This window comes from Mycobacterium sp. E3305 (assembly GCF_001666785.1).
Lineage (GTDB): Bacteria > Actinomycetota > Actinomycetes > Mycobacteriales > Mycobacteriaceae > Mycobacterium.
Map to the genome: position 1 here is coordinate 112,111 of NZ_LZJA01000154.1, position 22,438 is coordinate 134,548.

The following is a 22,438-nucleotide window of genomic DNA, read 5'->3' on the forward strand; positions in this document are numbered from 1 at the left end:
TATTACCGGCCGGTAAGGCCATACTGGTGCGATGAGGCCGGATTACGACGTTCTGATCATCGGTTCGGGGTTCGGGGGTAGCGTCAGCGCGCTGCGGCTGACCGAAAAGGGCTACCGGGTAGGCGTATTGGAGGCCGGGCGCCGCTTCGCCGACGAGGATTTCGCCGAGACGTCGTGGGACCTGCGCAAGTTCCTCTGGGCCCCCAGGCTGGGTTGCTACGGCATTCAGCGGATCCATCCCCTGAAGAACGTGCTGATCCTGGCCGGCGCCGGGGTGGGCGGCGGCTCCCTGAACTATGCCAACACGCTGTACGTGCCGCCGGAGCCGTTCTTCGCCGACCGGCAGTGGTCGCACATCACGGACTGGCGCGACGAGCTGATGCCGCACTACGAGCAGGCCAAGCGGATGCTCGGGGTGGTGACGAACCCGACCTTCACCGACGCCGACCGCGTCCTGAAGGAGGTCGCCGACGAGATGGGCTGCGGTGACACCTTCGTGCCCACCCCGGTGGGCGTGTTCTTCGGGCCCGAGGGCACCAAGACGCCCGGCAAGACCGTGCCGGACCCGTATTTCGGCGGCGCGGGACCGGAGCGCACCGGCTGCCTGGAGTGCGGGTGCTGCATGACGGGCTGTCGTTACGGCGCCAAGAACACGCTGTTGAAGAACTACCTCGGCCTCGCCGAATCGGCTGGGGCGCAGGTCATTCCGATGACAACCGTGAAGGGTTTCCAGCAGCGGTCCGACGGGCTGTGGGAGGTCCGCACCGTGCGCACCGGAAGCTGGCTGCGCCGGGACCGGCGCACCTTCACCGCGACGCACCTGATCCTGGCCGCGGGTACCTGGGGAACCCAGCATCTGCTGTTCAAGATGCGCGACCGGGGCAAGTTGCCGCGGCTGTCCGAGCGCCTTGGCGTGCTGACCCGCACCAACTCCGAGTCGATCGTCGGCGCCGGCAAGCTCGAGGTCGACCCGAACCTGGACCTGACGCACGGCGTGGCCATCACGTCATCGATCCACCCGACGTCGGACACCCACGTCGAACCGTGCCGTTACGGCAAGGGATCCAACGCGATGGGCCTGCTGCAGACGCTGATGACCGACGGCACCGGCCCGGAGGGCACCGACGTGCCGCGCTGGAAGCAGCTGCTGGACCAGGCGCGTGAGGATCCGCGCCGCATGATGCGGATGCTCAACGTCCACCAGTGGAGCGAACGCACCCTGATCGCCCTGGTGATGCAGCACCTGGACAACTCGATCACCACCTACACCAAGCGCGGCAAGCTGGGCATCCGCTGGTACACCAGCAAGCAGGGGCACGGGGACCCGAACCCGGCCTGGAACCCCGTCGGCAACAGGGTCACCCGGCGCATCGCCGAAAAGGTCGACGGCGTGGCCGGCGGCACCTGGGGCGAGCTGTTCAACATCCCGCTGACCGCGCACTTCCTCGGGGGCGCGGCGATCGGCGACAGCCCCGAACACGGGGTCATCGACCCCTACCACCGGGTTTACGGCTACCCGACGTTGTTCGTGGTCGACGGCGCCGCGATCTCGGCGAACCTGGGTGTCAACCCGTCGCTGTCCATCACCGCGCAGGCCGAGCGGGCCGCCTCCTTGTGGCCGAACAAGGGCGAGAGCGATCAGCGCCCGCCGCAGGGTGACGACTACCGCCGGCTGGACCCGATCGCCCCGGAGCACCCGGTGGTGCCGGCCACCGCGCCGGGCGCGCTGCGCTGGTTGCCGATCACCCCGGTGACCTCGGCCGGCTAGCTGGCGATCGCCTCGAGCGGGGCGCCACTGACCACCCGGCTGCGTTCCCGGTGGATGTTGAAGGGCACGTCGCCCATCAGCGTGACCCGGTGCATCAGCCGCGGCTGGTCGTCGTAGTCGTCGACCGCCCGGTGCTGGGTGGCCCGGTTGTCCCAGATGGCAACGTCGCCCGGCGCCCAGTTCCAGCGAATGGTGTTCTCCGGCTTGGTGATTCGTCGTTGCAGCATTTCGAAGAGCACGCTTGATTCGTAGCTGTCCAGGCCAACGAACCCGCGCACGAAGTCTCCCAGCAGCAGCGTGCGCTCGCCGGTCTCCGGGTGCACCCGCACCACCGGGTGCTCGGTCCGGAAGTCCGGCTTTTCGAAGGCCTGCCGGAACGCGCGCTGCGCGTCGGTCAACGCCTCGGGGGCGATGTAGTCGTAGCGGTTGGTGTGCAGCGCCCACAGGTCGTCGACGAGCCACGTGAGCGGCTCGGGCAGGTCGTCATACGCGGCCGCGGTGTTGGTCCACAGCGTCGATCCGCCGTACCGGGGCAGGGTGACGGCGCGCAGGATCGAGGCCGCGGGGTAGTTCGCGACGAACGTGACGTCGGTGTGCCAGCGGTTCGCCTTGCCGTACTCGGAGTTGATCGGGGTGATGACCGGCGCGTTCTTGGCCGCGAGCAGCTCGGCGGCCGGGTGGCCGACGGGCGTGCCCAGCAGGTCGGCGAACGCCAGTTGCTGCGCGTCATCGAGGTGGTGCTGGTGGCGGAAGAAGATCACCTTGTGGGTCAACAGCGCCTGGTGGATCTTGTCGACCGCGGCCGGGTCGAGGCCGCCCCCGAGGCGCACCCCGTCGACCCGCGCGCCGATGCGGCTTCCCAGCTTGGTGACGGTTATCTGGCCAATCATTTTCATCAGTCCTCGCGTGAAAGGTGTGTAGTCAACTGACTACATCCGGTAGTGTAGACACATGACTACAGTGCCCGCAAGGGGCCGCGGAAAAGTGCCCACCGGGCGCGAGGAGGTCGCGGCGGCGATCCTGGAGGCCGCCACCGACCTGTTCGCCGAGCGGGGCCCGGCGGCGACGTCGATCCGCGACATCGCCGCGCGATCCAACGTCAACCACGGGCTGGTGTTCCGTCATTTCGGTACCAAGGACAAGCTCGTGGGCGCCGTGCTCGATCACCTGGGTGCCGACCTGAGTGCCCTGCTGAGCGCCGAGCCGCCCGCCGACGTGCTGGACCGGGCCCTGGACAGGCAGATGCGCGTGATGGCCCGGACCGTGCTCGACGGATATCCGGCGGGACAGCTGCAGACGCGTTTTCCCACCGTCGCGACGTTCCTCGACTGGGTGCTGCCGCTGCACGACAACGAGACCGAGGCGCGGCTCGCCGTGGCGAACGCGCTGGCGCTGCAGTTCGGGTGGCGGCTGTTCGCGCCGATCCTGCGCTCGGCCACCGGGCTCGACGAGCTGACGGACGACGAAATACGCAAGGCCGTGCGGGCCGAGGTGGCCCGGATCCTCAACCCGGGCTAACCCTTACTTGTTGCGGGTCAGCGCCCGGCGGTGCAGCGGCTCGCGGCCCGGGGGCTGCTGCGGGGGCGCCAGCAGAGGCTTGCGCGGCCGCACCGCGATGGTTTTGGGCGTATCGGTGCTCAGGGTGACCTCTTCACCCGCATGCCGGATGGTGAGCTGGCCGCCCGGCCCGTCGCGCACCGTGTAGGTGACGTCGGAATGGTTGACGTCGACCGTGACGCGGAAATCGCGCCACCGCAGCCGGAACCGCAATCGCGAAATGCCATCGGGCAGTGCGGGATCCAGCGACAGGATGCCCTCGTCGTCGCGCAGCCCGCCGAAGCCGCCGACCAGCGCCGTCCAGGCGCCGGCCAGCGAGGCCATGTGCAGGCCGTCGCGGGTGTTGTGGTGCAGATCGCGCAGGTCGATCAGCCCGGCCTCGTAGGCGTAATCGTGCGCCAATTCCAGGTGGCCGACCTCGGCGCACATCACCGCCTGGGTGCAGGCCGACAGCGACGAGTCGCGCACCATGCGCCGCTCGTAGTAGTCGACGTTGCGGGCCTTCTGTTCGGGGGTGAACGCGTGGCTGTGCCACTGCATCGCGAGCACCAGGTCGGCCTGCTTGATCACCTGCGCGGGGTAGAGCCGCACGTACGGGTCATGCAGCAGCAACGGATAGGAGTGGTTCTCCTGGAAATCCCACTCCGCCAGGGTGGTGAACCCCTCGCACTGCTGATGCACCCCCAGGCCGGCGTCGTAGGGGATGTTGGCGGCGTCGGCCGCGTCGCGCCAGGACGCCGTCTCCTCGGTGGTGACCCCCAGGTCCTCCGCCGCCTCGGGATGGCGGTTGCAGGCCTCGGCCGCGGTGCGCAGATTGTGCGCGGCCATCAGGTTGGTGAAGACGTTGTCCCGCACGATCGCGGTGTACTCGTCGGGGCCGGTGACGCCGTCGAGGTGCCAGACGCCGTGCCGATCGTGGTGACCGAGCGACACCCACAGCCGCGCCGTTTCGACGAGAACCTTGAGACCGCAATGCTTTTCGAGCTCATCGTCGCCGGTGACGATGCGGTAGCGCTCGAAGGCCATGGCGATGTCGGCGTTGATGTGCCAGGCCGCGGTGCCGGCCGGCCAGTACGCCGAGCATTCCTGCCCGCGGATGGTGCGCCAGGGGAAGCTGGCGCCCTCGAGGCCGAGTTCGGCCGCCCGCTCCTTGGCGAGATCCAGCGTCGACGCCCGCCACCGCAGCGCGTCGGCGACCGCATGCGGGGCGGTGTAGGTGAGCACCGGCAGCACGTAACCCTCGGTGTCCCAGAAGGCGTGGCCGTCGTAACCGGTTCCGGTGAGCCCCTTGGCCGCGATCGCACGGCGCTCGGCGCGCGCGCTGGCCTGCAACAGGTGAAACAGCCCGAACCGCACCGCCTGCTGGGATTCGGGGTCGCCCTCGACCTCGACGTCGGCGCAGTCCCAGAAGTCGTCCAGGTAGGCGCGCTGCGCTTCCAGCAGTCCCTGCCACCCGCTGTAGCGGGCGCTGTGGATGGCGGCGGCGGCCTGGTCGCGCAGCGCCGGGCGGGAGCGCATGCTCGACCAGCCGTACGCCAGATACTTGACGATGCGCAGCTTCTGCCCGGCCCGCAGCCCGCAGATCACGGTGGTCCGCGCCAGATCTTCGCGGGCGTCGGTGCTGAACTCGACGCGCCCGGGAACGTCGATCTCGTGGTCCATCGCGGCCGCCATCATCAGCGCGCTGCTGCGGGTGCGGTGCATGAGAAGCGCCCCGGTGTCGGTGTTTTCGTGGTCGACGGCCACCAGTGGGTTCTCCAGGATGGCCGACACCCGCGGGTCGCCCGAGGTCTGCGGTTGGTCCTCGTTGGTGACCAGTTCGGATTGCACCGTCACGCGGACGAAGTCGCCGACCGCTTCCACGACGTATTCGATGGCGGCTACACCGCGCTGCACCAGCGACACCAGCCGGGTGGACACCAGCCGGATCTCCTTGCCCGCGGGGGAGCGCCAGTGCGTGCGGCGGGTCATCGTCCCGGCGCGCATGTCGAGATCCCTTTCGTGGGAGAGCAATTCGCCGTAGCGGACGTCGAAGGGCTCGTCCTCGACCAGCAGGCGGATGATCTTGCCGTTGGTGACGTCGACGATCGTCTGGCCGGCCTCCGGGTAGCCGTAGCCGGCCTCGGCGTAGGGCAGCGGCCGGATCTCGTAGAAGGAGTTCAGGTAGGTGCCGGGCAGGCCGTAGGGCTCACCCTCGTCGAGGTTGCCGCGCAGCCCGATGTGGCCGTTGGACAAGGTGAACAACGACTCCGACTGGGCCAGGATGTTCAGGTCGAGCTGGGTTTCGCTGACGTGCCATGGATCAACGGGAAACGATTCGTCGGTGATCATGAGGGCAGCAGCTCGGCGAGGTCGGTGACCACCACGTCGGCGCCGTTGCGGCGCAGATCGTCGGCCTGGCCCACCCGGTCGACGCCGACCACGTAGCCGAAGTTGCCGGCGTGGCCGGCCTGCACGCCCGAGATGGCGTCCTCGAACACCGCCGCCGCGTCGGCGTCGACGCCGAGCAGCTCGGCCCCCCGCAGGTAGGAGTCCGGCGCCGGCTTGCCGGCGATGTTCTCGTCGCGCAGCGTGACGCCGTCGACCCGCTGCTGGATGAACCGGTCCAGGCCGGTGATCTCCAGCACGTCGCGGGTGTTGGCGCTCGAGGACACCACGGCGATTCCCAGGCCCGCGGCCGAGACCGCCTCCAGGTATCGGCGTGAGCCTTCGAACACCTCGACGCCGTCCTCGCGCAATACCTTCTGGAACATGTCGTTCTTGCGGTTGCCCAGGCCGTACACCGTCTCGTCGTCCGCCGGGTCGTCGGGACTGCCGTCGGGTAGCTCGATCCCGCGGCTCTGCAGGAACGACCGGACGCCGTCCTCGCGCTTCTTGCCGTCCACGTATTGGCGGTAGTCGGCGGCCGCGTCGAAGGGGACGAATTCGTCGCCGGTGCGCTTGGCCCGCTCCGCCAGGTAGTCGTCGAACATGGCCTTCCAGGCCTTGGTGTGCACGCTCGCGGTGTCGGTGAGCACCCCGTCGAGGTCGAACAGACAGGCGTGCACCTTCTCGGGCAGACCCAGCACGGGCGGACCTCGCTTCCTGGTCTGAAGACGACTAGTTAAGCGATACCCACTCCACCACGCCGAGCAATCAGCGCGCCACCTGGCCCGCCGGTTTCACCTCACACACACCGCCTGGATGGCGCGAAGCCGTCCGTCGGCCAGCGCCCGGGTGAGGTTGCCGGCCTTGCGGTCGAAGTCGGTGACGAAGGCGTGCAGCCCCAGCGGGCTAAACGGCTGGGCGAGGATCGCCTGCATCAACGCGCTGGCCTGGTCGGTGAGATCGTTCCACTGCTCGACGACGAACCCCGCCGACTGCACGGCGGCGCGGAGCGCGCCGGGCGTCACCAGATGGCTGCGCGCGGGCGCGTCGGCCCACGGCAGGGGAAAGTCGAGCGCACCCGCTCCGGCGGTTGTGATGTCCCACAAGCCAAGCCGTCCGCCGTCCTCGAGCACTCGGTGCGCCTCGGAATAGAGGCGCGCCTTGTCGGCCACGTTCATCTGGACGTGCTGGCTGATGACGACGTCGAAAGTGCCGTCGGCGAACGGGAGTTCGGTGACGTCAGATTGGTGAACGGAGATCCGGCCGTCGAGCCCGACGAGCCGATTGAGCCAGCGGTGCGTTTCGCAATATTCGGCGGTGAGATCCACGGCGGTGACGTGGCAGCCGTAGCGGTCGGCGACGTAGCGGGCGGTGCCGCCGACGCCGCTGCCGGCATCGAGCACCTCGCTGTCACCGGTGATCCCCACCAGGTCCACCAGCTGTCCGGTCGCCACGCGGCCCATCGTGTGGAAGTCCTCCAGCAGGCCCAGGTCAGCCGGGGCCAGCCGGTCCAGGTCCTTACCGGCCGAGATCAGCGCCCGCTCGATCTGGCCGCGCGACAGGCCGGTCGAGTACTGGCTCGCAATCGTGTCGTTCACTTCTGCGCCCAGGCCGTGATGATGGGCGGCATCATGATGAGGGCGTCGGCCGCGATCGCCTGCTCGCGGAAGAGCGGCACGAAGTTGCCGATGTCGGCGACCTCGTCGATGGCGAAGCCGCCCTGTTGTGCGATGGGGGAGACCAGCCGCCAGACTTCCGCGCCGTACGCCAGGATGTCGGCGTCGGCGGCCGTCCCGATCGGCGCGCCGATGGTGAGCCTCGGCGAGCCCAGGCCGGCGTCGGCGAAGATCGTGTGCAGCGTGGTGCCGAACCGCGCGGACAGGCCCATGGCCTCGAAGGCCCGCACGATCCCCGATATCACCTGACCGAATAGCGGTATCTCCGGGACGCTGCGCGCAGCGGCAATGTCGTTCTCGGAGAACGCGATCACGCCGCCGGGGCGCACGAACGAGCTGAGCCGGCCGAGGGCGGTCGCCGGATCGGGCAGGTGCATGAGGATCAACCGGCCGACGATCGCGTCGACGGGCTCGTGCAGCTCGATCGCGTCAATTGCGGAGTGGATGAAACGTACTGTGCCCAGGCCCTGTTCGGCCGCACGGGCGCGGGCCAGCTCGACCATCTCGGGTGCGGCGTCCACCCCCAGGACGCTCCCGGTCGGGCCGACCAGCCGGGCCGCGATGAACGAGACGTCGCCGGGCCCGCTGCCGATGTCGAGCACCCGCATCCCCGGGCGCAGGCCGGCGAGGCGCAGCGCGTGCTCGGTGTAGTCGTTGTAGAGCCTGCCCTGCAGGAGCAGCCGCCGCACCTCCGCGTCGGCGTGGCCGAGAACATACGTGCTGCCGTTCATGACACTTCCCTTTCGGTTTGACGCGCCGGCAACAACCAGCCGACGACGATTGCGGCGCCCAGTGCGATGCCGGCGCATACCAGCGAGCTCACCCGCAGACCGTCGAGGAACGCGTGATCGACGACGCCGCGGACATAGCCGGCTTGTGGCGGGGGCAGTTGCTGAATCACCCTGTGCGCCAGCGCCATCGAGTGCCGCATCGGCTCGGCGGGCAGCCCGGTCAAGGCATCCGCCCCGAGATGCCCGGAATACACCGACGCGAAGATGCTGCCGGCGATGGCCACCCCGAGCGTGCCGCCGAGTTCGCGCGTGGTGTCGTTGACGGCCGAACCGACGCCGGCCTTGTCCACCGAGAGCGACCCCATGATCGCCTCGGTCGCCGGGGAAACGGTCAGGCCGAGGCCGCCACCGAGCAGCAGCATCTGCATGGCGATCTGGTCGTAGGGTGTGGCGGCGTTCGCCGTGGACGCCCACGCCAGGCCGGCGGCGAACACGGTGAGGCCGGCGGCGACGACGGCCGTGGTGCCGATTCGTTCCACCAGCCGGGGCCCCAGGATGCTGGCAAGCGCGATGGAGGCGGCGACCGGAAGCAGCCGCACGCCGCTCTGAAACGCGGTGTAGTCCTTGATGAATTGGAAGTACTGGGTGATGACGAAGATGAACCCGAACAAGGTCAGGAAGCCGGCGGTCACCGCAAGGCTGCCGCCGGAGAACCGGCGGTTGACGAACACCGAGACGTCAAGCATCGGATGCGTGGTGCGCCGCTCCCACAAGGCGAACACGGCGAGGACCGTTGCCGCAAGGGCGAATCCGGCCGCGGTCCGGCCGTTGGTCCATCCCCAGGTGGGCGCCTGGATGACCGTGTAGACGAGGGCGGTGATCCCGGCGGCGGACAGGATCAGCCCGGGGACGTCGACGCGCGGGGCGGCCGGGTCGCGCGAGGTCGGAACGAAGAGGAAGCCGCCGATGATGGCCACGGCGGCCACGGGGATGTTGACCATGAAGATCGAGCCCCACCAGAAGTGTTCGAGCAGCCAGCCACCGCTGATCGGTCCGACGGCCACCCCGACGCCCACCATCGCCGCCCACAGCCCGATCGCCTTGGCGCGCGCGCCCGCGTCGGTGAAGATGTTGGTGATCAGTCCGAGCGTGGTCGGAAAGATCACCGCCGCGCCCACGCCCATGGCGGCGCGTGCGGCGATCAGCTGGTCGGCCGAATTCGCCTGTGCCGCAAGGGCGGACGTGGCGGCGAAGAGTGCGAGCCCGGAGTTGAGCCACCCCCGCCGGCCGTACCGGTCGGACAGGCTGCCCGCCGAGAGCAGCAGGCCGGACATCACCAGGGTGTAGGCGTCGACGATCCACTGCAGCTGGGCGGTGTCGGCCCCGAGTTCGCGCGACAGCGTCGGCAGCGCGACGTTGACGATGGTGGCGTCGACGCTGATGACGAAGACACCGAGGCAGATGACGGCCAGCGCGGCGATCGGCCGGTTCCGGAATAGCGGGTCGATAGGCATGGACAAGACGGTAAAGCTAATAGACAAATAAATCAAGTAGTGAGTTGAAAAAGACGTCTGCCGGTAGGTAGACTGGCGTGGTGGCGTCCCGCAGGAACTACAACCAGAATTGCCCGATCGCGCGTGGCCTCGACGTCCTCGGCGAGCGGTGGACGCTGCTGATCCTGCGCGAGCTGGTCGGCGGCGCCCGCCGCTACGGTGACCTGCGCGACGCGCTGCCGGGCATTGCGACCAATCTGCTGGCCGAGCGGCTGAAGGAATTGCAGGAGGCGGGGATCGTCGACCGGACCGACCTGCCCGCCCCGATCGGGCGCACCGTCTACACGCTCAGCGACCTGGGCTGGCAGCGGGTGCTGCCCGTGCTGCGGAGCGTCGCGTTGTTCGGGCTGGACCGGATGGACCCGATCGGGGACGGGCCGGGAACGCCCTTGAACGGTTTCCTGGCCGGATTCCTGCTCGGCTTCGATTCGGCCGGGGCGGCCGGCCTGGAGGCGACGATCCGCATCGACATCGACGGCCGCCGTTTCGAATTCGCGGTGACTCAGGGGCGGCTCGCCGGCGCTCGTGGCGAGCCTTCGGTGACGATCACCGCCAGCGCCGCGGATCTGGTCGGCGCGCGCCTGGGCGTGAGCGACGCGAAGCGACGGGCGGCGCTGCGGCGCGTCAACTTCGAAGGCGATCCACAAACCGTCGGCGCGGTGCGGCAGGCGTTCGGGCTGTAGGACTCACCGGACGAGCAGGGCGTCGATCCACGCCTGCGCGATGAACTTGCCATAGCGGCTGATCGACCAGCCGCGTTCGAGCACGAGCAGCTCGTAGAGCTCGGGTGCGTGATAGGTCCACAGGATGTCTCGCGCCTGTCTGGCGTTGACCCGCAGCTGCCCGGTGCGGGCGAGGTCGGAGGCGAACATCGTCATGCCGGTCAGGGTCTCGTCCCTGATCTGCTTCCAGACGGCGGCGGCGTCCGGCGACACCGCGGCGCCGTCGCGGGCGAGCAGCTGGACCGGTGCGCTGCGCGGCATGCTGGCGACCAGGTGCTTGGCGTAGAGCTCCAGCTTGTCGACGGCCTCGGTGGCGTCGGCCACCTCCTGGATGACGTCGCGCTCGACCATCGGGATCGGCTCGTCATCGCCGGCGACCGACACATCGAACAGCGCTTTCAACACGCCGGCCTTGGTCGCGAACGTCTTGTACACCGTTTCGACCGACACGGCGGCGTCGCGGGCGATCTCGGCGATCGTCGTCGCCGCGTACCCCTGGGCCAGGAAGCGCCGCCGGGCGGCCGCGAGCACCGCGTGCCGGTTGTGCTGCGCCTGCTGCCTGCGACGGGTCGAGTCGTACCGGCGGGGCGGCTCGCGCTTGACAGATCCCATAATTGAGTACATGCTCCTGTATCTATTACAGTTCACTGTATCAGAATTGGGGAGCTTGAGATGACAACCGCAACCCGCCACGCCGCCGGCCTTTCGGACGGCGCCAATCCCGCCGACGTGGCGCGTGCCCTGGCCCCCGAAATCACGCGGCGCGCCGCCGAGGCCGAGGCGCTGGGCACCTTGCCGATCGATCTGGTCGAGCGGATGCGCGGCGCGGGCATTTTCCGTGCCGTTCAACCGCGCTCGCTCGGCGGATTCGAAGTGGCCCCAGTCGAGTTCATCGAGATGATCGAGGAACTTGCGCGCGCCGACGGTTCGGTGGGCTGGGTCGCGGCGATCGGGGCGGGCGCGCCCGCGTTCACCGCCTGGCTCGAACCCGCCGCCGCAGCAGCACTGTTCGGTCCGGACGCCGACTTCCTGGCGGCCACGGTGTTCGCCCCCACCGGGCGCGCCGTCCCGGACGGCCGCGGCCGGTTCGCGGTCGACGGCCGGTGGCCGTTCGCCAGCGGTTGCCGCCACGCCGAATGGATGCTGGGCGGGATGTTCGTCTTCGACGGTGACGCGCCGCGGATGCTGCCCGGGCGCGGCCCCGACTGGCGCCTGGCGTTCTTCCCGCGCGCGGACGTCGAGATCGTCGACAACTGGGACGTCCTGGGGTTGCGCGCCACCGGCAGCAACGACGTGGTTGCGCGCGGCGTGCACGTCGCCGAGGAACACACCATCAGCCCGTTCTTCGAACCGGCCCGCCGGGACGGCCCGTTGTGGCGGCTGCCGTTCTTCACCCTGGTGGGAGTGGGCCTGGTCGGCGTCCCGCTCGGGATCGCGCGGCGCGCACTCGACGAATTCGCCGACCTCGCACCGACGAAGGCGCGCGCCGGCACGTTCGAGCCGCTCGCCGCCGACCCCGCCGCCCAAGTCGAGTTCGCCCGGGCCGACGCCGGTTTGAAATCCGCCCGCGCCTTCGTCCTCGACGAGGCGGGCGCCATGTGGGAAACCGCCCGGGCCGGCGATCCGCCGCCGCTTCAGCAGCGCGCCGGCTTCCAGCTCGCCGCCCAGCAGGCGATGCGAGCGGCGCGCCACGCGGTCGACACGGCGTTCGGCTTGGCCGGGGCGGGCGCGGTGCACGCAGGGCACCCCCTGCAACGATGCTTCCGCGACCTGCACACCGCCGGCCAGCACGTGTACTTCAGCCCGGCGGCGCTGAAGCGCTACGCCGGCACCCGATTCGGCATTGCGCAGCCCACGCACCTGATGTGAGGCGGGCGTGGGCACGGCCCCACCGGGGCGGTCCCAGCCGGCCACTAAGCTGGCTGCCGTGGAAACCCCCTCGCCGCGGCCCGTGTTGGTGGTCGACTTCGGCGCCCAATATGCGCAGCTGATCGCCCGGCGCGTCCGCGAGGCGCGGGTCTTCTCCGAGGTCATCCCGCACACGGCGTCGATCGACGAGATCAAGGCCCGGCAGCCGTCGGCGCTGGTGCTGTCCGGGGGGCCGTCCAGCGTCTACGAGGAGGGCGCCCCGCAGCTCGATCCGGCGGTGTTCGACCTCGGTGTGCCGGTGTTCGGCATCTGCTACGGATTCCAGGCCATGGCGCAGGCGCTGGGCGGGACGGTCGCCCGCACCGGCACCAGCGAATACGGCCGCACCGAGCTGAAAGTTGTTGGCGGCGAATTGCATTCGGGGCTGCCAAGCACTCAGCCGGTCTGGATGAGTCACGGCGACGCGGTCACCGCCGCGCCGGAGGGGTTCGACGTGGTCGCCAGCAGCGCGGGCGCGACAGTGGCCGCCTTCGAGAACCGGAGCCGCCGCCTGGCCGGGGTGCAGTACCACCCCGAGGTCATGCACACCCCGCACGGGCAGCAGGTGCTCAGCCGGTTCCTGCACGACTTCGCCGGGCTGGGCGCGGAGTGGACGCCCGCCAACATCGCCGGCGCGCTGGTCGAGCAGGTGCGCGAACAGATCGGTGACGGGCACGCGATCTGCGGGCTGTCCGGCGGGGTGGACTCGGCGGTGGCGGCCGCGCTGGTGCAGCGCGCCATCGGCGACCGGCTGACGTGCGTCTTCGTCGACCACGGGCTCCTTCGTGCCGGCGAGCGCGCGCAGGTGCAGCGCGACTTCGTCGCCGCCACCGGCGCCAACCTGGTCACCGTCGACGCCGCGGACACCTTCCTGCAGGCGCTGTCGGGGGTTACCAACCCCGAGGGCAAGCGCAAGATCATCGGCCGCCAGTTCATCCGGGCCTTCGAGGGCGCGGTCCGAGACATCCTGAGCGACACCGGATCCGAGGTCGAGTTCCTGGTGCAGGGCACGCTGTATCCCGACGTGGTGGAGTCTGGCGGGGGCAGCGGAACCGCCAACATCAAGAGCCATCACAATGTCGGCGGCCTGCCCGACGACCTGAAGTTCCGGCTCGTCGAGCCGCTGCGGCTGCTGTTCAAGGACGAGGTGCGCGCCGTCGGGCGCGAGCTGGGCCTGCCGGAGGAAATCGTTGCGCGCCAACCCTTTCCGGGGCCCGGGTTGGGCATCCGAATCGTCGGCGAGGTCACCGCGGCGCGGTTGGAGACCCTGCGGCGCGCCGACTCGATCGCGCGCGAGGAACTCACCGCCGCCGGCCTGGACAACCTGATCTGGCAATGCCCGGTGGTGTTGCTGGCCGAGGTCCGCTCGGTCGGTGTGCAGGGTGACGGCCGGACGTACGGGCATCCGATCGTGCTGCGGCCGGTGTCCAGCGAGGACGCCATGACCGCCGACTGGACCCGGGTGCCCTACGAGGTGCTGGAGCGCATCTCGACCCGCATCACCAACGAGGTCCGCGAGGTCAACCGCGTGGTGCTCGACATCACCAGCAAACCCCCCGGCACCATCGAGTGGGAGTGAAGGCGCTCGCTTTTTGCGACGAACGTGCGGCCAGCCGCACACTCGTGGCCGAACGTGCGGCCAGCCGCACACTCGAGAGCGTGGCTACTCCACGAATTCGCTTCGGCCGTAAGCGATCGTGGCGGCTGCCCAGTTGCCGCCGGCTTCGCCGACGAGTCGTCGGGCGACGTCTCGATCGTGGTTTCCCGCGACCAGGATCAAGGTGTGGTCGGTGGTGGTGACCGATCCACCCCGGATGCGGTCGCGGGCGGCCGGGTCGGCCGCCAGCGCGTCGCCGAAGCGGGCGATGTCGACTTCCGGCACGGCGATGATGATCGCGTCCTGGTCCGGCGTGGGCTCGTAGTCGAAGGTCAGCACCGCTTCTTGGTCGAACTGGCGGCGCAGCGCCTCGGCGGCGGCGTGCACCGAGCCGTCGGCGCCGCACAGATGAAATTCCCGCGAGCTCTCCCGGGTGTTCCGGTGCTGCGCGCTCGACCAGTACACCCCGTCGAGCGGGGTCGATCCCGTCACCGCCGCGCCGCTTGATGCGATCGTCACGGTGGCCTGCGCCTCGAACAGGGGATCGGTGGTGTCGGTGGCGAACAGCTCCGCCTGCCGGCAGGGGGCGGCGGCACTTGGCACCGGAAAAGTACAGCAAAAGAGCACCATCAGCCACACCAGCAACGACCGCATAAAGCAGCCTCTCACGTTTCTTGACGGTTGTCGGAGGGCGGGTGTTTACTCCAACTGTATCGAACATATATTCGAACAGGAGGCAGTCATGACCGCGGCTTTGGCCTCCGAAAATCGCGCTGAGCAGCTCGAATCGCTTCGGCGGCGGATGGCCGTGATCACCGGGAAGGCGCCGGGGCCCGCGGCCACCCGTGCCGACGATCTGCTGCCGGAATCGGAAGCCCAACTGGCGCTGCCGCGGTGGTTGGCGGAGTCGCTGCCGGCGCCCCTGCCGCGCGGATCGGTGGCGGTCCTCTCGGGCGCCCGGTCGCTGCTGCTGAGCATGGTGGCCGCGGTGACGGCGGCGGGCGGCAACGTGGCAATCGTCGGCCAGCCGGATATCGGGCTGCTGGCGGCCGCGGAGATGGGGGCGGATCTGAGCCGGGTCGCGGTGATCCCGGATCCCGGCACCGATCCGGTGGAGGTGGCCGCGGTGCTCGTCGACGGCATGGATCTGGTGGTCCTCGGCCTGGGCGGGCGCCGGGTGCCGCAGACCCGGGCGCGGGCGGTGGTAGCGCGGGCCCGCAACAAGGGGTGCACCGTGCTGGTCACCGACGGTGACTGGCAGGGGGCGCCCACCCGGCTGGAGGCTCGGGTCTGCGGTTACGAGCTCACCTCGGGGGGCCGCCCTGGGTTCGGCCGGATCAGCCGGGTGCGGCTGCAGGTCAGCGGGGTGTGTGCGGGCCGGCGGGTGACCGCCCGGGCGCGAGCCGGGTGAATTCACCAGTGGCATCCCGGGTGCTGGCCATCTGGTGCATGGACTGGCCCGCGGTCGCCGCGGCCGCGGCCGCCGGCCTCTCCGCGACCGCCCCGGTGGCGGTCACGTTGGCCAATCGGGTGATCGCCTGTTCGGCGGCCGCCCGCGCGGCGGGGGTGCGGCGGGGGCTGCGGCGCCGGGAGGCGGCGGCCCGCTGCCCGCAGCTGCACGTCACCACCGCCGACGCGGACCGCGACGCCCGCTTCTTCGAGTCGGTCATCGCGGCGGTGGACGACCTGGTGCCGCGTGCAGAGGTGCTGCGGCCCGGGCTCTTGGTGTTGCCGGGGCGCGGGGCGGCCCGCTATTTCGGCTCCGAGGCCGACGCCGCCGAGCGGCTGATCGATGCGGTGGCTGCGGCCGGCGCCGAGTGCCAGGTCGGGGTCGCAGACCGGCTGTCCACCGCGGTCTTCGCCGCGCGGGCGGGCCGGATCGTCCCGGCGGGCGGTGACGCGAAGTTCCTGTCTGTGCTGTCTATCCGCCAACTCGCCACCGAACCCAGCCTGTGTGGTCCTGGCCGGGAAGAGCTGACGGACCTGTTGTGGCGCATGGGGATTCGCACCATCGGGCAATTCGCCGCGCTGTCGGCCACCGACGTGGCCTCCCGGTTCGGCGCCGACGGGGTGGCCGCGCACCGGTTGGCCCGCGGTGAACCCGAGCGGGGACCGTCCGGGCGCGAGCCGCCGGAAGAGCTGGAGGCCGTGCTGGACTGCGACCCGCCGATAGACAGGGTCGACGCCGCGGCCTTCGCCGGCCGCTCGCTGGCCGCCGCGCTGCATCGGACTCTGATGGGCGCCGGGGTGGGCTGCACCCGGCTGGGCATTCACGCCGTCACCGCCAACGGCGAAGAACTGCACCGGGTGTGGCGATGCGCCGAGCCGTTGACCGAGGACGCCACCGCCGACCGGGTGCGCTGGCAACTGGACGGCTGGTTGAGCAGCCGGACCACGCGCAATCCCCGCCCGACGGCGCCGGTGACCCTGCTGCGGTTGCAGGCGGTCGAGGTGGTGTCGGCCGAGGCGCTGCAGCTGCCGCTGTGGGGCGGCCTCGGCGAGGAGGACCGGCTGCGGGCCCGTCGCGCCCTGGTGCGGGTGCAGGGCCTGCTCGGCCCGGAGGCGGTGCGGGTGCCGGTGCTGTCCGGCGGGCTCGGGCCGGCCGAACGCATCACGTTGACCCCGCTGGGCGACGAACCGGCGCCGCGGGCCGACCCGAGTCTGCCGTGGCCCGGGCGGCTGCCCGAGCCGTCACCGGCGGTTTTGCTGGACGACCCGGTGGAACTGCTTGACGGCCAAGGGAATTCGGTGCGGGTGACCGGCCGTGGGCTGTTCTCCGCCGACCCGGCGCGGCTGACCGTGCACGGCAAGGACGAGCGGCTGGACTGGTGGGCCGGGCCATGGCCGGTCGACGAGCGGTGGTGGGATCCCGACGTGGGAAGGGGCCGCACCGCCCGCGCGCAGGTCTTGCTGGAGGGCGAGCGGGCGTTTCTGCTGTGCTACCGCCAGCGGCGCTGGTACCTCGAAGGCAGCTACGAGTGACGGCGCTATCCGCACCGGATGGGCGTCATCCCCACCCCCGTACCGATGCCAGAGGGACCGGGAGACTTCACTGTTTCCGGCGTGCTCAAATCGGCGACTAGGCTGTCACGATGCCTACGACGTCGGAGCCCCCCGAGGGGACGGATTTAACGCCGCACTTCGACGATGTGCAGGCCCACTACGATTTGTCGGACGAATTCTTCCGGCTTTTCCTCGACCCCACCCAGACGTACAGCTGCGCCTACTTCGAGCGCGACGACATGACGCTGGAAGAGGCGCAGATCGCCAAAATCGACCTCGCCCTGGGCAAACTTGGGTTGCAACCGGGTATGACGTTGCTCGACGTCGGCTGCGGCTGGGGGGCCACGATGATGCGCGCCCTCGAAAAGTACGACGTCAACGTCGTCGGCCTCACCCTGAGTCGCAACCAGGCCGATCACGTCGAGCGGCTGATCGCCCAATCCGCCAGCCCGCGTTCGGCGAGGATTCTGCTGCGCGGCTGGGAACAGTTCGACGAGCCCGTCGACCGGATTGTCAGCATCGGCGCCTTCGAACACTTCGGGCACGAGCGCTACGACGCGTTCTTCACCCTGGCGCATGACCTGCTGCCCGATGACGGGATCATGTTGTTGCACACCATCACCGGGCTTCATCCGACGGAGATGGTCGAACGCGGCATGCCCATCTCGTTTACATTCGCCCGATTCGTCAAATTCATTGTGACCGAGATCTTTCCGGGCGGGCGACTGCCCTCGATACCGATGGTGCAAGAACGCGCCACCGCGAATGGCTTCACAGTTAGTCGCGTCCAGTCGTTGCAGCCGCACTACGCGAAGACGCTCGACATCTGGTCTGCCGCGCTGCAAGCCCACAAGGACCAGGCCATCGAGCTGCAATCCGAGGAAGTGTACGAACGGTACATGAAATACCTGACCGGCTGCGCCGAGATGTTCCGCATCGGATACATCGACGTCAATCAATTCACGTTGCAGAAATGACTTCCTAGGCCCGCCCGCAGCGGACCGCCCGCGCCTGCGCCATCAGCCCGCCACCGCCGGGGAGCGCGCCCACCACCGCGCGGGCCAGCCGGTCGCGGCCCCGGACGCGGTCGGTCCTGGCCTGACCGGTGCGCAGGTGGCGCCAGCCCAGGGCCGCCCACGACGCCGCGACGGCGGCGTCGGTCACCCCGCCGCGGGCGCGGTGCCGGTCCGCCGCGGCGAGGCCGAGCGCCGTCGCGGAGTGCACGGTGTCGACCCACACGCCGGCCGCCAGCACCTCCGGGCCGGGATTGATGCCCGAGAGCAGTGCCTGGACCAGGTGGCGCCCGCCCAGGATCCGGGTGACGACGAGCGCCTTGCGGTCGACCTGCACCCCGTGGATGTGGCCGAGCACCCCGGAGGGGGCGGTCAGCAGCACGGCACCCCACCCCGCGCGCAGAACTTCGATGAGGCGGATCTTCATGAGGTGTTGGATAACCGGCGGGCGAAGCTCCCAACCCGTTCGATAAACCGGTCGAAGAAGGCCGCCGCGTCCACGTCGATCCCGATCAGCGCGTTGGGTTCTCGGCGCCCCGACCAGTCGGTCACGGTCATGGCGCGGGTCAGCGTGCCGGTCAGCTCGATGTCCACCGTCGCGGGCCGGATGGTGACGAGCCCCGGGTCCAGCGCCGCGGCGGCGGCCAGCGGATCGTGCAGGTGCGCCTGGAAGCCGTGGCCGATGTCGTGGTAGGCCTCCAGGTAGAACCGCATCGCGTCCTCGATCACCCGGATCAACGCGTTGGACGCGGTCGACCGCGTGCCGGGCTCGTCGCCCGCGCTCATCGGCGTCGTCGTCGACCCGGCAGCGGCCGCCAGCCTGGTGAGGTGCTCCGGCGTCATCGCCACCTTGCGGGTCAGATCCAGGCCGCACAGGAGCGGAAGCCGTTGCGGCTCAACGGTCGCCCAGGCGTCCAAGACTTCGGCCGCGGCCTCGGGGTCCACGCTGATGTTCCATTCGGCCACCGCGGTGGTGTTGCCGCGGTGATCGTAGGAGCCGCCCATGACGACCAGCCGGCGCACCAGCGTCGGCAGCGCCGGCTCGGCGCGCAGCGCCAGCGCCAGATTGGTCAGCGGGCCGGTGGCCACGCCGATCAGCTCACCGGGATGGGCGCGCGCGGCGCGCACCCACGCGGTCGCCGAGTCGTGGACGGTGAGCCGGCGATCGGTGGCTGGCAGTTCGGCATAGCCCAGTCCGCGAGGGCCGTGAACCTTCGACGGCAGGCTCATCGGCCCGGTGAGGGTCTCCTCGGCGCCCTTGGAGACCGGCACGCCGGTGCGCCCGCACAGCTCGAGCAGGCCCAGGTTGTTCTCGCAAACCTGCTGCACCGCAACGTTTCCCCCGGTGGAGGCGATGCCGACCACGTCGGCGTCCGGGCTGGCGAACAGGTACATCAGCGCCAGCGCGTCGTCGACGCCGGTGTCGACGTCGACGAATACGGGCCTCACCGCGGCAACGATACCGTCGCTCAGGGCCACGCCGAGGCGAAGGTGACCACCAGGACGTCGCGCTGGGCGGGGCCCGAGCCGTCGATCGGGCGGATCGGGGAGACGCCGTGCAGGGTGCGGCGGTCGTCGCCCAACATCAGCGTGCCGGGTTCGGCCAGCGTCGTCGCCAGCAACTGCCTGCCGTCGCGGTCATTCACCGTGCTCTCGCCGCCGATGGCGTTGCGCCGCCCGACCAGCAGTGAGCTGACCAGGGTGACGCCGTCGCGGTGCATGCCCTCCGGCGTCGGATGGCCGCCGTCGTCGGACAACGACCGGACCCGGAACGGATGCACCTTGACGTTCCAGTCCGCGACGTCGTCCAGCGCCGCCGCCACTCGGGCCAGCAGGTCGATGATCCTGCGCAGCAACGGATCCCGGGCGAAAGCGTCGGTCAGCGGCTCGAAGTCGCGGTCCTTGCCGATGTAGAGGGGGTTGGAGTCCTCGGGTTGCGCGAACGTGCTCCTGGGCACCGGGCGCAGCGCACCGTCGCGAAAGGAGTACTGGCCGTACCGGCGCAGCCGCTGCACCCCCAGCTCCGCGGCGTACGGGTCGGGTCCCAGCTGCTGCCAGTGCCGGGCGAATCGGGTCCACTCCTCGCGGCCGGCGCCCAGGCTCCGCGTCACGTCGAGTGAGGACATCACCGCGACGCCTCGCGTGGCGACCAGGCGGGCCGCGGCGGCCACCGGGTCGGCGTCCGCCCGTTTCGCGGAAAGCGTCCGGGTCATCGCGCCGGAATACCGCAATCAGGCGCGGCTGAAACGCCCGGACTACCAGTGCACCCCGGGCACCCGGCGCACCAACCGTTTGACTCCCCGCGGCGTCCGGATGCCGCCGGTGACGGCGCGGACGGGCCGCCTCGGCTTGCGCCGCGGCGGGGGCGCGGCGGGCGGCTCGGTGGGCAGTCCGCGGGCCGCGGCCGAGTCGGGGTAACCGAGGTACAGCTGGTGCAGGATCCGCCTGGACGTCCGCGGCGCGAAGTAGTTGCCCACCTCGGCCAGCGTTCCGAGGGGGGTGTCGATGCGCGCCGGCTTCTCGACCAGCCCGCGCACCACCATGGCGGCGGCGCGCTCCGGGCTGATCGCGGGCACCGGGTTGAGCCGGTGCGACGGCGCGATCATCGGCGTACGGACCAGTGGCATATGAATATTGGTGAACGTGATGTGGTCGGACAGCGTCTCCGAGCCGACCACGTCGGCGAACGCGTCCAGCGCCGCCTTGGTGGGCAGGTACGAGCTGTACTTCGGATTGCGGGCCTGCACGCCGGCGCTGGAGACGTTGACCACATGACCGAAGCGGCGCTCGCGCCAGTGCGGCAGCAGCGCCAGCACCATCCGCACCGCGCCGAAGTAGTTGACCGCCATCACCCGCTCGTAGTCGTGCAGCCGGTCGGTCGAGTTGACCACCGAGCGGCGGATCGACCGGCCGGCGTTGTTCACCAGGTAGTCGACGTGGTCGAAGCGGCCCAGGATGTCCTTGATGGTGTGCTCGACCGAGGTGGAATCGGTGACGTCGCAAGTGAAGGCGTGGGCGTCACCGCCGGCCGCGCGGATCTCGGCGACCAGTTGATCCAGCGCGTCGGCGTTGCGGGCCAGGGCGAACACCGTCGCCCCGCGCTCGGCCACCGCGATGGCCGCCGCCCGGCCGATGCCGCTGGACGCGCCGGTGATGATGACGTGCCGGCCGTGCAGCGGCCCGTGCGGGTCGTCGCGGCGCGCCCGGTCCGGGTCCAGGTGCTCGGCCCAGTACCGCCACAGCCCGGGCGCGTAACTGGAGAACTCGGGCACCTCGATGCCCGTGCCGCGCAAGGCTTTCCGGGTCTGGTCGCTGACGAAGGTGGGCTTGAGGTCGACCAGGTCGAAGACCTCGGCCGGGATACCGAGCTGGGTGGCCGCCATGTTGCGCAGCACCCTGGCCCGCCCGCGCACCTTCAGCACCGGGGCGGCCACCGAGCCGGGCAGCGACCCGCGCGCCGGCGGGAGCCCGGCCGCCTTGGCGACGCCGCGGTAGATGCCCCGCAGCCCGACGGTTTTGGGGGCGGTGAGGTGGAAGGCGCGGCCGTCCAGACCGTCGGCGTGCATCAGCGCCACGAGCGCGTCGACGACGTAGTCGACCGGCACGATGTTGGTGCGGCCGGTGTCGGGGAGCATGATCGGCGTCAACCTGGGCAGCACCGCCAGCTTGGCCAGCACGCCGAAGAAGTAGTACGGCCCGTCGATCTTGTCCATCTCGCCGGTGCGCGAATCGCCGACCACCACCGCCGGGCGGTAGATCCGATAACGCAGCCCGGGCGCCGACCGCACCAGCAACTCGGCCTCGAACTTGGTCCGGTGATACGGGGTCGGCAACGGCTGGCCGACATCGAAGTCGTCCTCGGTGTATTCGCCGGGGAAGTCCCCCGCGACCGCGATCGAGGACACGTGGTGCAGCGTCGCGCCGAGCCGCCGCGCCAGCTCGATGACGGCGCGGGTCCCCTCGACATTGGTGGCCCGCTGCTCGGCCTCGCCGGCGGTGATGTCGTAGATGGCTGCGCAATGCACGACGTGGTCGATGCTGCCCAGCTCGGCGAGGGTCTCGTCGGTCAGCTCCAGCTCCGGCAGCGCTCCGACCAGCGGTTTGGCCCGGTCACTCCACTCGGCCGCGAGCCGTTCGAAACGCCCCAGCGACTCCCGCCGGACCAGCACCCACACCTGCGCATCGGGTTGGGTGTCCAGCAGCCGGGCGACGACGCGGCGACCAATAAACCCGGTACCGCCGGTAACGACATACCGCATGCAGCCATCCCCTGCCCAACGTCGGCCGCGTGGTGATCACCGGCAACCCGATGAACGGCTGGACCCTGGTCGACTGGGACGGCATTCGCGACTTCCACAACTGACAATCCCCGCCACGCCCGCGACGGTTGACAGTGGCGACCCGCCGCGCCCGGCGACGCCGCGCTCGCGATCGCCACAGTTGACGCGGGCGGTCGCGACCGCCACGATGGCTGCATGCGGTATGTCGTTACCGGCGGTACCGGGTTTATTGGTCGCCGCGTCGTCGCCCGGCTGCTGGACCC

Annotated in this window: 21 protein-coding genes and 1 pseudogene; 10 read left to right on the forward strand and 12 right to left on the reverse strand. The window is 70.2% G+C overall.

Annotated elements, in window-relative coordinates; all coding sequences use genetic code 11:
* Nucleotides 1-31 precede the first annotated feature (31 nt).
* Entirely contained in the window at nucleotides 32-1,768 is a 1,737-nt protein-coding gene (locus A5701_RS14570) for a GMC oxidoreductase (protein WP_067754540.1), read from the forward strand.
* On the opposite strand, the gene A5701_RS14575 is transcribed toward A5701_RS14570, so the two are convergent.
* On the reverse strand, nucleotides 1,765-2,658 hold the full coding sequence (locus A5701_RS14575) for a TauD/TfdA family dioxygenase (protein ID WP_067754628.1): 894 nt from the start codon (nucleotides 2,656-2,658) through the stop codon (nucleotides 1,765-1,767). The genes A5701_RS14570 and A5701_RS14575 overlap by 4 nt on opposite strands.
* Nucleotides 2,659-2,719: 61 nt before the next feature.
* Here A5701_RS14575 and A5701_RS14580 point away from each other — a divergent pair, with 61 nt between their 5' ends.
* Complete coding sequence (locus A5701_RS14580; RefSeq protein ID WP_067754542.1) at nucleotides 2,720-3,286, forward strand: TetR/AcrR family transcriptional regulator; 567 nt, start codon at nucleotides 2,720-2,722, stop codon at nucleotides 3,284-3,286.
* Between the two features lie 3 nt (nucleotides 3,287-3,289).
* Here A5701_RS14580 and A5701_RS14585 read toward each other — a convergent pair whose 3' ends face one another.
* From A5701_RS14585 to A5701_RS14605, 5 genes are all read right to left on the reverse strand, one after another.
* Nucleotides 3,290-5,656, reverse strand: a complete 2,367-nt coding sequence (locus A5701_RS14585; protein ID WP_067754545.1) for a glycoside hydrolase family 65 protein — start codon at nucleotides 5,654-5,656, stop codon at nucleotides 3,290-3,292.
* Entirely contained in the window at nucleotides 5,653-6,393 is a 741-nt protein-coding gene (locus A5701_RS14590; protein ID WP_067754548.1) for a beta-phosphoglucomutase family hydrolase, read from the reverse strand. Before A5701_RS14590 ends, A5701_RS14585 begins: the two co-directional genes overlap by 4 nt.
* Nucleotides 6,394-6,486: 93 nt before the next feature.
* Nucleotides 6,487-7,290 (reverse strand): class I SAM-dependent methyltransferase, encoded by an 804-nt coding sequence (locus A5701_RS14595; protein WP_067754551.1) that lies wholly within the window; start codon nucleotides 7,288-7,290, stop codon nucleotides 6,487-6,489.
* Nucleotides 7,287-8,099 (reverse strand): class I SAM-dependent methyltransferase, encoded by an 813-nt coding sequence (locus A5701_RS14600; protein ID WP_067754554.1) that lies wholly within the window; start codon nucleotides 8,097-8,099, stop codon nucleotides 7,287-7,289. The genes A5701_RS14595 and A5701_RS14600 overlap by 4 nt, the downstream gene beginning before the upstream one ends.
* Nucleotides 8,096-9,613: an MFS transporter gene (locus A5701_RS14605; RefSeq protein WP_067754557.1), complete on the reverse strand. Its 1,518-nt coding sequence runs from the start codon at nucleotides 9,611-9,613 to the stop codon at nucleotides 8,096-8,098. The genes A5701_RS14600 and A5701_RS14605 overlap by 4 nt, the downstream gene beginning before the upstream one ends.
* A gap of 80 nt (nucleotides 9,614-9,693) precedes the next feature.
* On the opposite strand from A5701_RS14605, the gene A5701_RS14610 reads away from it, so the two are divergent.
* Nucleotides 9,694-10,335 carry a helix-turn-helix domain-containing protein gene (locus tag A5701_RS14610; protein WP_067754634.1) on the forward strand — a complete coding sequence of 214 codons (642 nt, stop codon included), beginning with the start codon at nucleotides 9,694-9,696 and terminating at the stop codon, nucleotides 10,333-10,335.
* A gap of 3 nt (nucleotides 10,336-10,338) precedes the next feature.
* Here A5701_RS14610 and A5701_RS14615 read toward each other — a convergent pair whose 3' ends face one another.
* Nucleotides 10,339-10,986: a TetR/AcrR family transcriptional regulator gene (locus A5701_RS14615; RefSeq protein ID WP_156670092.1), complete on the reverse strand. Its 648-nt coding sequence runs from the start codon at nucleotides 10,984-10,986 to the stop codon at nucleotides 10,339-10,341.
* Between the two features lie 60 nt (nucleotides 10,987-11,046).
* Between A5701_RS14615 and A5701_RS14620 the strand changes: the two genes are divergently transcribed.
* A complete protein-coding gene (locus A5701_RS14620; protein WP_067754560.1) occupies nucleotides 11,047-12,243 on the forward strand; it encodes an acyl-CoA dehydrogenase family protein in 1,197 nt (398 codons plus the stop codon).
* 49 nt (nucleotides 12,244-12,292) lie between these two features.
* Nucleotides 12,293-13,861: a glutamine-hydrolyzing GMP synthase gene (gene guaA, locus A5701_RS14625; protein WP_197504983.1), complete on the forward strand. Its 1,569-nt coding sequence runs from the start codon at nucleotides 12,293-12,295 to the stop codon at nucleotides 13,859-13,861.
* 84 nt (nucleotides 13,862-13,945) lie between these two features.
* Here the strand turns inward: guaA and A5701_RS14630 are convergent, their stop codons facing one another.
* Nucleotides 13,946-14,482: a hypothetical protein gene (locus tag A5701_RS14630; RefSeq protein WP_231968800.1), complete on the reverse strand. Its 537-nt coding sequence runs from the start codon at nucleotides 14,480-14,482 to the stop codon at nucleotides 13,946-13,948.
* 139 nt (nucleotides 14,483-14,621) lie between these two features.
* Here A5701_RS14630 and A5701_RS14635 point away from each other — a divergent pair, with 139 nt between their 5' ends.
* The 3 genes from A5701_RS14635 (at nucleotide 14,622) to cmaA1 (ending at nucleotide 17,859) form a co-directional block, all read left to right on the forward strand.
* A complete protein-coding gene (locus A5701_RS14635) occupies nucleotides 14,622-15,290 on the forward strand; it encodes a hypothetical protein (RefSeq protein WP_067754566.1) in 669 nt (222 codons plus the stop codon).
* Between the two features lie 38 nt (nucleotides 15,291-15,328).
* Complete coding sequence (locus A5701_RS14640; protein WP_067754637.1) at nucleotides 15,329-16,861, forward strand: DNA polymerase Y family protein; 1,533 nt, start codon at nucleotides 15,329-15,331, stop codon at nucleotides 16,859-16,861.
* A 110-nt stretch (nucleotides 16,862-16,971) separates the two neighbouring features.
* Nucleotides 16,972-17,859 carry a cyclopropane mycolic acid synthase CmaA1 gene (cmaA1, locus tag A5701_RS14645; RefSeq protein WP_067754569.1) on the forward strand — a complete coding sequence of 296 codons (888 nt, stop codon included), beginning with the start codon at nucleotides 16,972-16,974 and terminating at the stop codon, nucleotides 17,857-17,859.
* A gap of 4 nt (nucleotides 17,860-17,863) precedes the next feature.
* Here cmaA1 and A5701_RS14650 read toward each other — a convergent pair whose 3' ends face one another.
* Genes A5701_RS14650 through A5701_RS14665 form a run of 4 tightly spaced genes read right to left on the reverse strand, consistent with a single transcriptional unit; the run spans nucleotide 17,864 to nucleotide 22,154 of the window.
* Complete coding sequence (locus tag A5701_RS14650; protein ID WP_067754572.1) at nucleotides 17,864-18,322, reverse strand: hypothetical protein; 459 nt, start codon at nucleotides 18,320-18,322, stop codon at nucleotides 17,864-17,866.
* Nucleotides 18,319-19,344, reverse strand: coding sequence for a nucleoside hydrolase (locus tag A5701_RS14655; RefSeq protein WP_082969755.1), 1,026 nt, complete (start codon nucleotides 19,342-19,344; stop codon nucleotides 18,319-18,321). The genes A5701_RS14650 and A5701_RS14655 overlap by 4 nt, the downstream gene beginning before the upstream one ends.
* A gap of 20 nt (nucleotides 19,345-19,364) precedes the next feature.
* A complete protein-coding gene (locus tag A5701_RS14660) occupies nucleotides 19,365-20,108 on the reverse strand; it encodes a 2OG-Fe dioxygenase family protein (protein ID WP_067754575.1) in 744 nt (247 codons plus the stop codon).
* A 42-nt stretch (nucleotides 20,109-20,150) separates the two neighbouring features.
* The gene (locus A5701_RS14665) at nucleotides 20,151-22,154 is read right to left on the reverse strand and encodes an SDR family oxidoreductase (RefSeq protein ID WP_067754578.1); all 2,004 of its coding nucleotides are present in this window, start codon (nucleotides 22,152-22,154) and stop codon (nucleotides 20,151-20,153) included.
* 2 nt (nucleotides 22,155-22,156) lie between these two features.
* Here A5701_RS14665 and A5701_RS28215 point away from each other — a divergent pair.
* Nucleotides 22,157-22,258, forward strand: a pseudogene (locus tag A5701_RS28215) (histidine phosphatase family protein); the annotation flags it as partial.
* A gap of 112 nt (nucleotides 22,259-22,370) precedes the next feature.
* Nucleotides 22,371-22,438 (forward strand): hypothetical protein (locus A5701_RS29340; protein ID WP_369807422.1); only part of this gene is annotated, 68 nt, incomplete at its 3' end.